We start from the raw sequence: 14,341 nt of genomic DNA, 5'->3' as shown, positions 1-14,341 counted from the left end.
CCTGGCAATGGTTTTAAAGCCTTTCCCTTGGCAGTGCAGGCGAAGTATTTGTTTTACTTGACTCATTGGTTTTGTTTTTCCGGCCATTAGTTATCTTATTTGATGGTATCCATCAAATAAACCAAAACCAGAAAGAAAATAGCTAGGGGGTCAGCATGCTCCAGAATAAATCATCCAAAGGGGTCAACATGCTCCAGAATAATGTGAAAATCCAGCTATCTTATTTTTCGAAGAGGGGTCAGCATCCGCCAGAACGGCAGTTACCTATAGGTTGGGCTTTAGAGGGGTCAGCATGCTCCAGTATATCCAGTGTAACCTTTTTTGCTTTCCCCTTCTATTTTGTTCAGCTTTAATATCTTTAACCCCAACGCCATCAAGATAATAAAAATAGGAAAAAATAATAGTTCCCATTTTAAATCATCAATATTTAGGAAAACCACTTCAAGAAATTTTACAAATAATATGATAACGATAACCTCTCCCAAAATTTTTTTTAAGTGGCCGATATTAGGGGTTTGGATCCAGCGGAGGACTCCTTTGTTAAGACTGCTTGGGGCATTGGAAATAAATAGGGTATACACCCCATGGGCAAAAATAAACAGTACCAACGCAATTAAAAAGGTTCCCAAGGATTTAATAAGGTAAGTAATCCCGACATCTACTGAGTGCAAATGTTCCTTGTCCTTTGGAATATACCCCAAAAAGAATGCCCGGAAGGCATTTAGCGTTTTTAAGGCTCCTACTGCAAAGAGAAGTAAAGAACCTATTAAAGAAAATAATATCGCAATCCAACTGATGAAACGAAAAGCGTAAAACGGTGTTTTAATAATTAAATTTTTGTATTATTTTTTTGAGCATCTATTGATTACTACAACCATCAACCCTCAGATAAGCTACTGCACTGATGGCTGCTTATACTTCAATTAAAAGGAATCCTATGTTTTTTATAGCGTAAGAGATCAAAGTCCCTTTATAGTTTTAACTACCAAAACTAGTCTCAATAACACCTCCATAAAGAGCATGTGCCGGATTGCTAAGCTTTAAAATCCTAGTATTCAACTCAAGATTTTTTAATTATGGGACAAAGGTATGACGCCAACCCACCTTGATACTTATTGATGTGGTTCAATATCTTATGAAAACAGGTCAATGTGTATTTTGAAACATTCAAACAACCCCATAAAAAACACATTTTGTTGATTTTGTGCATTTTTTGAGTTTTATGTGGTTTTAGCAGATTTCATTTGGCCTGCTAGCCTTATGATAAACCCAGATAGGATTTGTTTTGGAAAGTACTTTTAGCCTAGCTCTTTTTTATAGTCTGTAGCACTAAAAACACGGGAGACTGCCGTGGAATTTACTGGGTTATCGCAGTATATTGGTTAACAAGAGCCGCAACCAACCCCATATTATATGGTGGCCTGTTTGGTATCACTGGGGATTGCTCTGATTCCCAATCACTAATTAATGTAGTTGTTGCCCTAAAATTATATACGGGGTTAGGGATGTAAAAACGGGGAAGGCATAAAGCCTTCCCCAGTAGTAATTTTATAAAGTGAACCATTCCTTTACTTGACCGATGATCTGATCATCGCCTTCTGAATACTCATATTCGTTGTTTACACAGTTATAAGTATAAGGCTTACTCCATTCATCTATATTTTCTGCTACTAATTTTATGGCATCACAGATCCTTTTAACCTCTTCGTCGGTCATGACAGGATGCAAAGAAATACGAACCCATCCTGGTTTTTCGGTTAAATTCTGCTCGTATATACCCTTTGTCATTGTTTTAGAATCATCTTCATTGATACTGAACAAATGATGTCCGTAAGTACTGGCACAAGACCATCCGCCACGAACCTGAATCCCAAAACGATCGTTTAACAGCCTTACAATTAAATTGTAATGGATATTTTGGATTCCGAAAGACACACAACCGATTCGTTTTTGGTCCTTACATCCCAAAATATACAATCCTGGAATATCTAGGAGCCGAGTAAAACAATCGTTCAAAAGTTGCTCTTCGCGCTCCCTTATTTTATCCACATCCATTTTTTCCTTTAGCTCGATGCAAAGTGCGGTACGCATTACCTGTAAAAAACCTGGCGTGCCTCCATCTTCCTTTGTTTCAATATCGTCACTATAGGCAAATCCGCCCCAAGGGTTGGTCCATTTTACATTACCTCCCCCAGGTACATCGGGGACTTGAGTATTATACAGCTCTTGGTTAAAGACCAATACGCCACAAGTCCCCGGTCCGCCCAAGAATTTATGGGGAGAGAAAAATATGGCATCTAGTTGCGCTTCGGGATCGGCAGGATGCATATCTATTTTAACATAAGGAGCCGAGGCCGCAAAATCTACTAAACAAACCCCTCCGTGTTGGTGCATAATTTTGGCGAGTTCCTGGTATGGTGTAATAATCCCGGTAACATTGGAACAAGCGGTAAAAGACCCTATTTTTAGGCTGCGATCCTTATACTTAAGCAGTTCCTTTTTCAACTGCTCTGGAGCTACCAAAAGATTTTCATCGGAGGGCAATATCACCACATCCGCTATGGTTTCCATCCAAGGCACATGATTGGAGTGATGTTCCATATGGGTAATAAACACCACCGGTCTTTCATTTTCCGGTAAGGAAATTTTAGCCTTTACCGCATCGGGCCAACGAAGTCCCATAATACGCTGTAAACGGGCAAGGACACCAGTCATTCCCGTGCCGCAGGTAACCAAAACATCGTTTTCATTGGCATTAACATGTTTTTTTATAAGGCTCCGTGCATGTTTATAGGCATAAGTAGACGCCTTCCCCGTTTCACTGGAAAAGGAATGCGTATTAGCGACCATTGGCCCTATTTTAGTGCACATTATATTTTCTATGGGCGCGTATAATCTTCCGCTGGCGATCCAATCGGCATAGAGCAATTCCTGCTTCCCGTTTATGGACTCAAAACTATGGGAACCACCTATAATATTGGGTCTGAACTGTTGAAAGTGATTTTCCAAGATTCTCGATTCTAATACCATAATATTGTTGGCTTCTTGATACATTTTTCTTGTAATAATTTTATTTATCAAATTTTGAAAGGCCATCCTTCAACCAAGCGAGATAGTTTTCTACGTTCGGGGTATAGCCCACCGGATCTAGCAAGTTTTCTTCCTCGTGATCCATTAATACGTAAAATGGCTGTGTATTGGCTTTATATCTTATGGTTTGGAATTCGCTCCATTTCTGGCCAATATATTTTAGTTTCTTACCAGGCCTTAGTTGGGACGCTACCACTTCTTCGCCCTCTAATGGTCTTTTGTCATCGACATACAGAGAAATTAAGACCACCTCATTTTTTAAGATGCTTAACACTCGGTTATCTGGCCATACGTTTTGCTCCATTTTTCGGCAATTCACACAGGCCCAACCAGTAAAATCGAGCATCACCGGTTTGCCTACTTTTTTGGCATAGGCAAGTCCCATATCGTAATCGTTAAAGGCTAAAATATCGTGTGGGGCCAATAAATGGGCTCCTTCGGGCAAGTCTTGGTGCGCAGTACTTACGCCGCCCACCGATTTTGTATTACCGACACCATAAGGAGATTCTGCATAGTCTAATGGAGGAGGAAAGGCACTAATAACATTTAATGGTGCTCCCCAAAGTCCAGGAATCATATACACGGTAAAGGTCAGTACAATCAACCCCATACTTAACCTGCCCACAGATATATGGGTCAACGGAGAATCGTGTGGCAACTGTATTTTCCCGAACAGGTAAAAGGCCAGGGTACCAAAAATAGCTATCCAAATAGCTATAAATACCTCGCGTTCTAAAAAATGTAATTGCAGTACCAGATCGGCTTGGGATAAGAATTTAAAGGCCAACGCCAGTTCTAAAAACCCTAGGACTACTTTGACCGTATTTAACCAGCCACCAGATTTTGGCAAGGAATTCAACCAGCCTGGGAAGGCGGCAAACAAGGCAAAAGGCAAAGCAATAGCCAAGGAGAACCCTAGCATTCCTATAATTGGTGCAATACCTCCCTTAGAGGCAGCTTCTACCAATAAGGTTCCTACTATTGGCCCGGTACATGAAAAAGATACAATGGCCAATGCCAGGGCCATAAAGAAGATACCTACGAGTCCGCCCCTATCGGCTTGTCTGTCAACTTTATTCGCCCATTTGTTAGGTAGCATAATTTCGAAAGCACCTAAAAAAGAAAGTGCAAAAACAATCAACAATAAAAAGAAAATGATATTGAACCATACATTGGTCGCTAGGGCATTTAAAGAATCTGCCCCAAAAATTGCGGTTACCGCAGTTCCTAGTAATACGTATATAACAATGATACAAACACCATAAATAATGGCGTTTTTTATTCCTTTGGCCTTTGTTTTACTCTGCTTGGTAAAGAAGCTTACCGTCATGGGGATCATTGGAAACACACAGGGTGTTAACAAGGCGGCAAAGCCAGAAAGAAAGGCGATAAAAAATATCGCGATAAAGCCTTTGCTTTTTGCCCCTCCTACATTGACAGAGGTTGGCTTTTCATCCGTAATGGCCTCTTGTGGTGATTTTTCGTACTCCTCGCTCACCGGACTGATATTTGTTTCACTTGGTGCTGCTACTTGAGTAGCTTCCTTCAACTTAAAATTTAGATCTACATAAGAAGGCGGCAAACAACTTTTGTCGTCACAGACCATAAACTCTACTTCTCCACTAATACCCTCAAGATCCTTGTTTAAAAGTTTTATCTTTTGGGAAAAGGTAGCTTTATTTTCAAAAAACTTAATGACCATCTCAAAAACAGGGTCATTAATGGTATGTCCTTCTTCTTCTTGAACCTCACCCAATAATTCAAAACCATCATTGGAAACAAAGGTAAAAGCTGTTGGAATAGGACCGTTCTCGGGTACATTTTGGGAATATAAATGCCAACCACCCTCTATGGCTGCCGTAGCATTTAGCATGTACTCAGTGTCGGATATCTTTTTAACGGAAGTAGTCCATGCTACTGGATTTAAAATCTGGGCAACTGCAGTCAGCTGGATAAAAAAGAGTCCTAAAAAAAATAAATGTTTAATTTTCATTTTCGATTAATTATTTAAATAGAACTATTCTTTTTAGTTCCTATGGGCTTTCCTTTCCAAAGCCTTCCCAAACTTAGGGAACCTAATTTTAAGAAGGCATGGATTTTTCTACAATAGTACAAAAAGTAAGGATTTTTTTATTTTAATGGCGTTCCATTTTCATCCAAGGAACCAGATTTTATAATAATCAGCTTATCCAAATCGATATATTTTTTGATCGCTGCATTTACTTCTTCTAACGTAACTGCTTCTACATCTTTGGGGTACTGATAAATATAATCGGGCTCTAAGCCTCTTTCAACAAAACTCAAGATAGTTCCTGCCAAGCCAGCAGTTGTGGCCATTCCAACTTTAAAACTACCTGTAAGGTTCGACTTTTTAGCCTCTAGCTCACTCTGTGTAACGCCGTCTTTAACCCAAAGTTTCAATTGTGCCATGGTGGCATCCAATCCTGTTTGGAAAAGTTCTGGATTAAAAGAAGCGTTGATCAACCAATGTCCACCTGTATAAGTATGTCCCGTATGTCCGGCACCAATAGAATAGGTAAGACCATCTTCGTCCCTTACTGTACGCATCAGTCTACCTGAGAATCCTCCACCAAAAATATGGTTTCCGATAAAGAAAGGAAGGAAGTCCTTATCCGATCTTTTGATACCTGTATATTGCGCAATAAACATTTCTGCACTAGGTTTTTCAGGAATAGTAACTACGGTTGTTTTTGCCATGGAAGCTTCTACTTTAATCGTAGGTAACTCTTGCTCTTCACCACCGGTCCATCCTTTGAATGCCTTTGTCAAAGCAGCATACAGGGGCTTGGTTTCAACATCCCCGATTGCTACTAAATGCATCGCTTTGGGTCCAAAATACCTTTTATGGAATGCTTTTACATCTTCCAAGCTAGCATTTTCAATATCTTTTATCGTTTTTTCAATATCAAAAGTATAATTTGGGTGATCTTTAGGGTACAGGTTCTGTAACATGGCAATTCTTCCCATGGTACCCGGATCTGTCAACCCTCGCTTCATTCCACCAATATTCTGTTGTTTGATAAGCTCAAATTCTTTAGCATCGAATAAAGGATATCTTAACTCTTCTGCCAAAAGATCAATAACGGTCTCAACATCTTTCGTAAGACACTTAAAACTAATACTTACATTATAAGCTCCGGCAGAAACATTTATATCGACACCCAATTTCTCTAATTTTTGAGAGAATTGAAACTTATCGTTTTTAAGTGTTCCTTTTTTCAACAATTGTGTTGTCAAAGAAGGTATCATTTCGTTATTGTTAGGATCCAAATAACTTCCAATAGGAAAGCTTGCCGCTACGGTAACGAAATCTTTGGCGCCAGTTTTTTTACTGATTACATCTATTCCTGCAACGGTTTTACGGGCTACTTTCTCATCTCCTTTGGTTTTGGGAAGGGCCAAATAAACATCTTCACCAACTGCCTTCGATGGTAATACCGCCGTTTTCTCTCCTTGCGGATATCTGTAATATTGTTTTTGGTTCCCTGGCTCCCAAAAATTTGCTGGGGCTTCTTCAGCAGTTTCACTAGCACCTGGTGCGATCGGAATAAAATATCCTGTAGTACTTTGGTCTTCTACCAAATATTTTTTGGCTACCCTATTTACATCGGCAGCGGTTACTTTCGCTAATTTATCACTCGCTGTAACAAATTCTGTCCAATCGCCTGCAGCTATTGTTTCGGTAAGTTCACTGGCGATACTTCCAGAGCCATCGCGGTACAACACGGTTTCCGCGTTTAATTTAGCGATAATCCTATCTACATCTTTTTGTTGAACGCCATTGGTTTTTACGCTATCTAAAACTTGCAACAACTGCTTGTTTACCGCTTCGTGGTCTTTTTCGGCAGAGAATCCAAGGGCTGTTGTAAAAAGCCCTACGTCCTGAAAATTGGACACACTGCTATAGCCATAAAAAGCAATTCCTGTATCCACAAAAGAACGGTTAAATACAGAAGAGGTTCCCGATCCCAAGATTTCTCCCAAAACGGTCAGGGCAGGCATATCCTCATGTAATGTTCCCGGAATTTTGTAAGCTACCGAAAGTACCCCTTGTTGCCCAGGTTTTTTGATAACGACCCTTCTTGGACCGTACTGCTGTGGTTCTTCTGTGTACGGTTGTGGCATCTTATGTGGTGCCTTGGAAATAGGGCCAAAATATTTGTCAATCAATTTAAAAAGACTCTTTTTTTCAAAATCACCAATAATGGTAAGGGTAGCATTGTCTGGCCAGTAATAGGTATCGTAGAAATTTCTTAAGACTTCAATAGGCATTTTTTCAATATCCGAACGCCATCCTATAGTAGAATGGTGATATGGGTGTGCCATATAGGCCGTAGACCATATTTCTTTTCCTAAAACTGCATTAGGGTTGTTTTCTCCCCTTTCAAATTCGTTTCTTACCACGGTCATCTCGGCTTCCTTATCTTCTTTTAAAAGAAAAGCATTTCTCATCCTGTCCGATTCTATATCTAAGGCAAGTTCTATTTTATCACTAGGGATGGTCTCATAATAGTTGGTTCTATCGTTCCAAGTAGTCGCATTCATCTGCGCTCCGATGGCCGTTAATTTACTATCGATAGAAGTACCGCTTTCTTTGTTGAATTTCTTGGTACCCTTAAACATCAAATGTTCCAATAAATGGGTAGATCCTGTATTTCCGGTCACCTCGTGCTTAGACCCCACCCTATATACCATTTGCACAGTTACAACAGGGGCTGCATTGTCCTGCAGCAATAATATTTGCATACCATTAGGCAAATATGTGTATTCCTGAATGCCTCCCATCTCCTTTATTTTGGAGAATTTGGAATCGATTTTTTGACCAACGGCATACTGTTGGATCGATAAAAAGGCTACTGCTAAAAGCAGCCACCTGAATGGAGATTTTTTACTCATTTTCTGATACTTTAATTAATATATGGGGTAATAAAATTTCTATCAAATCTATGGCGCTCGAACAATTCCTACATGTATTGGTATACGTTATGAAATATGCTTCGAACAGCTACTTAAAAACTACTTTAAGATAGTCCTCGGTAAAGGTAAAGAAGAAAAAACCAGGAACATTACATCCCTGATCTTAACATCACTAACTCAAATAAAAAACATTAAATATCTAAAGACGATATTAGGTCTTTCAATTCTGGCATTGAAGGCCTTGGCGCATCGTAACTCACAATATTCCCATCAGGATCTAATAAGATAAAACGAGGGATTCCGTAAATATAATAATCGGTCATGAATTTTGACGATGTTTCATTATCTGCCAACAACTGTACACCTCCCAATTCCTTCTCCTTAATCATGTCGCGCCATTTTTTCTCATCGGCCTTACGATCTACAGAGATACTCACGAATTTTATGTTTTTACCATGAAATTCTTTTTCTACTTCTTTTAAGAAGGGAATTTCATAGACACATGGAACACACCAAGTAGCCCATACATCAATATACACATAACTCCCCTTTAAATCTTTTAAAGAGGTGGTACCGCCGTCATAGTTTAAATAATCCTGAAAATCTGGTGAAGGCTTTCCTTGTGCCAATTCTTCATTTATCTTTAACTGCTCTACATGTTGAACAGTCATGTCCTTTTTAAAAGCGTCAATTTTCTTTTTTTCTGCATCTACAAAGTCGGCTCCCAAAACAGCTTGTTGCTCCTCTAACTGACTGTATATTTTATTTACAAAGGCATTGGTCCTAGCCTCGAAATCGGCCTGATTCAATCCTAAATATATTTTGTAATCTTTTCCAAAAAGATTTAACACCTGCTTGGATTTAGATTTCAAAAAGTCGTTTTCGGCTTTACCCTTTCCTTTGTAAACGATGCTCTCCGAGATTTTATCGGCGTCGAAGTTAATTTCTACATCCATGTCATTTTTTAGGTAGAGGTTAAAAACCTCTCCGTAAACCGAAGTGTAAGTAACTGGTAATTCTAATTTTAAAGTATCACGGAATTGACCATTTTCATCAACTTTTATGGACATTGACTCAGAAGTCTCCGGATTGTACAGTCTTAATTTTAATCCTTCTTTTGGATTTTCTATGGTTCCATGGATTACGGCGTAATCTTTTGGTGGTTGTTCCTGTTTGCATGACACTAAAAGTGCCATTAGTCCAAGGATAAATAAATTTTTCATGATGTTTATTTATAATTTTATTAAACTAATATTAGTATCCAGGATTCTGGTTTACAGCTTTGTTTCCAATCAAAACTTGTGAAGGGATGGGCAAAACGAATTTATTTCCTGAGGTAAGCGTTGCTTTTACCGAAGAAGCCGTTAGGTCTCCCAACACATCATAACGCACCACATCAAACCAGGACTCTCCATTTTCGAAAAACAATTCCAACAATTTCTCCTGACGGATATCCTCTAATAAGCTAGCCTTGTCGGCCAATACTATCGGGGTCACTCCGGCACGATCTCTCAGGGCATTTAGGCTAGCCAATGCCGCATCAAGGTCGCCTCCCTGACGTCTTGCTTCTGCTTCGGCATGAATCAAATAAACCTCTGCCAGTCTTAGGTGGTACAAGGTGTTGTTCTGTGAGCCTACTGTGCTTCCAAAAGGATATTTCCCTTGAGCGTTAACTCCTTTGGTTGCATCTGAATAGGCAAAGCTAAAACGAGGATCATAAGCAGCCCCAGTACCTGTTAAATCGCCATCATTGGCTAAGCCAACTTGGGCATCGGCCAAGGAACGTAAGGTTTCACTAAACGTAGTTCTGTTGATCTGATCCATTTTACTGCCTCCTTCAGAACCCGGACCAGAAAAGGGAGCAAATATTACTTCTGATGAATAAAAGCTGTTGTTAAAGATATCTCCATATTGGAATTCCAAGGCATAGCCCTCACCGTTATTAATTACTTCATTTGCCAATACCGCGGAGCCGGCATAATCTCCAACATATAATTTAACCTTAGCCAATAAGGCTTTAGACGCTAAACTACCAGTATAGAAATGCTCAACAAACATAGGGCCGTTGGCTGCACCAAATTCTAGGTCTTCTATAATAAGATTGTACACCTCTTGAACAGAACTCCTAGGCTGAGCATTTAATTCAGAAGAAAATTCCGTCCTTACTACTACGCCATAAGAAGAATCTAAATCGTAAAACTGGCCGAAATAACGCAACAAGTTAAAATATGAAAAGGCTCTTTGAAATTTTGCTTGGGAAAGGATACTCATCTTACTTTCTTCTGAAATCCCTACGGCCATTCCTGCCTCGACTTCTTGAATCAAGAAATTAGCAGCATTGATAATTTTGTAATGTCCGTTATACACATTGGTCAAATACCTATTTTCTACAGGTACTTCATTGGTATTGAACCCTTGTCCTCCGGACAATCCTCCCGTAATCATTCCTTCATTACCATAGGCAGCTAAATGCAACGGAAAAAAGGCGAGGTCAAATTCCCTTCCTAGATCATAAACCCCATTAAGTACCTGTTGGGCAGAAGCTTCGTCCCTGATGGTATTCTCTTGGGTTAATTGATTATTAGGCTTTATATCGTCTATGCTACAACTGCCCATCCCCAGTACCAAAGTAAGGCAGGCCGTTGTTTTAAGTATGTTTTTATATGTTATCATCGATTTTATAATTTTTGTTTGTTATCGGTTCGATGGAATACCCCTTTAACATTTCGGTTCATTAAAAAATGGTAAATGGGTATTGCATCTATTTGGAAAAAATCCCCTTTTTAGAATTGAATTTGAACACCTAATGAAAAAGCCTTGGCCAAAGGATAAGGATCTTCATTACTTACCTGATCTATAATCCCTCCTCTTTCAGAAAAAGTTTCAGGATCTATTCCAGGCCATTTGGTCCAAGTAACTAAATTAGTACCCGACAAGGTTATTCTAGCCCCATCCAAACCAAATTTATCCATAAGATTTTTATCAAAATCATAGGTTAACTGAACACTTTTCAATCTTAAATAAGAAGTATCAAACAGGTATCTGTCTGAAATTCTACCACTTTGTGACGGATCAAAATAAAGTGCTCTTGCATAACGTGCATCCGTATTTTCAGGAGTCCATGTATTTAAAGCATATTCGCTGTACTTGTTTTCACCCAAGGTGTTAAAAGTACTCATTGGAATAGAATTCCAGATGGTTTCAGCACCTACAGAGTACTGCATTAAGGCCTTTAAACTTAAGTTCTTATAGGTAAAGGTATTAGAAATACCTCCAAAAAAATCGGGCTGAATATCACCAATTATAGTTCGGTCGTCCGCAGTGATCTCTCCGTCCCCATTCACATCTTCATACATAAAATCTCCTACACTTGTAGAAAACTGATCGTAAAAACCATCTGGTGCATTCGCATTTAAGGCATCAACCTTATCTTGAGTTTGAAAAATCTTCACTACTTTATATCCTTTAATTGTACCTACAGGTTCTCCTTCTACATAATAGTCTAATTGGAAAGGATTAATATTTGCTCCCTTAAGCTTATCCAATTTGTTTCGGTTTACAGACCAGTTTACATTAGTGCTCCATGTAAAATCGTTACCTCTTACAATATCACCGCCCAAACTTACTTCTACCCCTCTGTTAGAGACATCGATAAAGTTAGCGAAGTAGCTATTAGGTCCTAATTCTAAAGGTAACGGAGTGCTCACCAACGCATCGGTCGTTTTTCTGTTGTACACGTCTACCCCACCTCTTAATCGGGAGTTGAAAAATGCAAAATCCAATCCTACATTGATCTCTTCCGTAGTTTCCCATCCAATCTCTGTATTAGGGAAATTATTATTAGGAATCACAGCAGAACTACCATTGTAGACATCACTGGAATTGGTCTGGAAAAATTGCAAATAAGCAAAATCGGATACATTAGTAGATCCTACCCTACCTATACTTGCTCTAAATTTCAAGGTATTTACTTTTTCTACATCAGTCAGGAAGTTTTCATTAGCGATATTCCAACTAGCGGACAAGGAGGGAAAATAAGCCCTTTTATTTCCTGGTCCAAATTTAGAGGAAGTATCCGTTCTAAAGTTTACCGTTGCGTTATACCTGTTTTTATACCCATAAGTCAAACGAGAAAACAAAGAATTTAAGCCTGTTTCCAATCTATTGCCCGTATAAGACAACACTGTTTCTGCCGAAGAAGCATTGATTAAGATATCATCATCAGGGAAACCTGCGTAAAAATGGCTTTTGTTGTTATAATTTGTTCGATCCCAGGCAGCACCTACTAAAAGATTAAAATCATGATTTGCAACACTTAGGTCGTATTTAGCGGTCAGATTGGTGGTTACATTAGAGACCAAACCATTAGTTTCGCTCAAAAATGAATCATTAGGGAAGAACTGAAAATCTGTTTGGGTTACTTTTGGCACAAAAGAACTGTTGTCCGTGTAAAACACAGCAGCATTCACATCTGCTTTTAACGTCAAATCCTTAACAGGCTTTACTTCCACATATGAATTCCCTATAAAATTATAGGTTTTGTTGTTGGTCTTATTCTGCAAACGCATTAGAGGATTAGGCTCTATTGTTTCAAAAGCACCATAGGTATAATCAGACTGTCCTAGAAGTTTTCCATTTTCATCCCGTACCGGTAAATCTGGTCGCGCCCTTGCGATAGAGGTATTAATGGTATATTGTCCAAAAAGATCATCCTCCCCAGAAGTAGCTTCTGTATGTCCTAAGTTGATAGATCCTCCTACTTTTATAAAGTCGCTAACATCTGTATCTAAAGACATTGCCATTGTATATTGCTCCAATCCATCTTTAAGAGTCAGTCCTTCTTGGTCAGTATACGAAAGACTAAAGGCATAGTTGGTTTTCTCGCTACCACCGTTCAGGCTTATATTTGCCTGTTTGGTCACTGCGGCACTTCTAAACACTTCTTTATTCCAATTCGTATTAGCATCTCCAAAATAATCGTCCCTCAGACCATCATAATTAACCATAAAAGTACTCCAGTCTAAAGCGACCTTTCCAATATTTGCTAAATCGAAGGAGAAAAACGGATCTAATTGACCGGCATTCATTGCATTTACACTGTTACCAATCATCATATCGTAATAATTTCGATATTGATTGGCATCTAGCACATTCACCGTATTAATTGGTTTGGCTATTGTAGTAGTATAGGACATATTCACCGATGGTGCTTGCCCTTTTTTACCTCTTTTGGTTTTAATGAGAATAACTCCATTAGCACCTCTAGATCCATAAATTGAGGTAGCGGCTGCATCTTTAAGAACATCAAAGCTCTCAATATCGGCTGGATTGATTGTCAACAACGGGTTAGCGCCTTTTAAGGCATCTAAATTAAATGGCACGCCATCTATAACAAATAAAGGCTGGTTAAGTCCCCCTGAAGATAACGGAGAGGTAACCCCTCTAATATTTAATCGTACCGGCGCTCCTGGACGACCTGTATTTTGTGACACTTGCACTCCTTTAACCAATCCTCCTAAACTTCGGTCGAATCCTATTGAACCAACAGAAGCTTGTACTATATCTTTAGTTTTAATAGAAGAAACAGCTCCGGAAACAGCCTCACGCTTTTGTTGACCGTACCCAATTAAAACGACCTCCTCTAATTGGCTGAAATCTTCCTCCATGATAATATTTAAATTGGTTTGTTCGCCAACTACGATACGATAAGGTCTGTACCCCAAATAAGAAAACACCAAAACCTTCTCTGATTCTTTCAGTGAAATCTTAAATTCTCCATCAAAATTGGTTACTACTCCATGATTGGTACCTTCTACCAATACAGTTACTCCGGCTAAAGGGGTCCCAAATTTATCGGAAACATTACCCGTTAATGGTGTTTGCTGTTGGGCAAGATTAACCGTTACATCTCTCGTAGGGGCCACTTCCTTTTTTAATACAATTTGGTTCCCGAAAATCTGATAAGAAATATCGCTATTTCTAAAAAGTTGTTCCAACACTTCCGTCAACTGCTTGTCTTCTATATTAAACACCAATTTTTTTCTAACATCCAAATCTTTGCTGTTATAAAAAAAACGATAGTCAGTTTGATGTTCAATCATTTGAAAGACTTGTATTAGCGGTACTTCGCTAACATAAATAGAAACTCTATTGTTCTGACCATAGGTGTTAGAAGCACTTATTTGGAACAAACTGAGAAACAAAAACAAAAGGGTTAATTTCATCTTTAGTTGAGACTGGTTTAGAATGCGCCATAGCCCATTCTTGATTCGAAGTTTTTTCATAAATTTACTTGGATTTAATTGGTGTATAT

General features: G+C 38.9%; 7 protein-coding genes. All 7 read right to left on the bottom strand.

What is annotated here, in order from left to right:
• Nucleotides 1-287: 287 nt before the first annotated feature.
• Entirely contained in the window at nucleotides 288-827 is a 540-nt protein-coding gene (locus BUA16_RS16330) for a YqhA family protein (protein ID WP_072765808.1), read from the bottom strand.
• A gap of 721 nt (nucleotides 828-1,548) precedes the next feature.
• Entirely contained in the window at nucleotides 1,549-3,054 is a 1,506-nt protein-coding gene (locus tag BUA16_RS16325) for an aminotransferase class V-fold PLP-dependent enzyme (protein ID WP_072765811.1), read from the bottom strand.
• A 16-nt stretch (nucleotides 3,055-3,070) separates the two neighbouring features.
• Complete coding sequence (locus BUA16_RS16320; protein WP_245795586.1) at nucleotides 3,071-5,083, bottom strand: protein-disulfide reductase DsbD family protein; 2,013 nt, start codon at nucleotides 5,081-5,083, stop codon at nucleotides 3,071-3,073.
• Nucleotides 5,084-5,220: 137 nt separating this feature from the next.
• Complete coding sequence (locus BUA16_RS16315; RefSeq protein ID WP_072765807.1) at nucleotides 5,221-8,007, bottom strand: M16 family metallopeptidase; 2,787 nt, start codon at nucleotides 8,005-8,007, stop codon at nucleotides 5,221-5,223.
• Between the two features lie 212 nt (nucleotides 8,008-8,219).
• Nucleotides 8,220-9,251 carry a TlpA family protein disulfide reductase gene (locus BUA16_RS16310; protein WP_072765806.1) on the bottom strand — a complete coding sequence of 344 codons (1,032 nt, stop codon included), beginning with the start codon at nucleotides 9,249-9,251 and terminating at the stop codon, nucleotides 8,220-8,222.
• Nucleotides 9,252-9,282: 31 nt separating this feature from the next.
• The gene (locus tag BUA16_RS16305) at nucleotides 9,283-10,701 is read right to left on the bottom strand and encodes a RagB/SusD family nutrient uptake outer membrane protein (RefSeq protein ID WP_072765805.1); all 1,419 of its coding nucleotides are present in this window, start codon (nucleotides 10,699-10,701) and stop codon (nucleotides 9,283-9,285) included.
• Between the two features lie 110 nt (nucleotides 10,702-10,811).
• On the bottom strand, nucleotides 10,812-14,312 hold the full coding sequence (locus tag BUA16_RS16300; protein WP_072765804.1) for a TonB-dependent receptor: 3,501 nt from the start codon (nucleotides 14,310-14,312) through the stop codon (nucleotides 10,812-10,814).
• Between the last annotated feature and the right edge of the window lie 29 nt (nucleotides 14,313-14,341).

Origin of the sequence: Arenibacter nanhaiticus (assembly GCF_900141935.1) — a bacterium.
Lineage (GTDB): Bacteria > Bacteroidota > Bacteroidia > Flavobacteriales > Flavobacteriaceae > Arenibacter > Arenibacter nanhaiticus.
The sequence above is the reverse complement of the archived record's forward strand: the minus strand, read 5'-3'. Positions and strand labels throughout refer to the sequence as shown.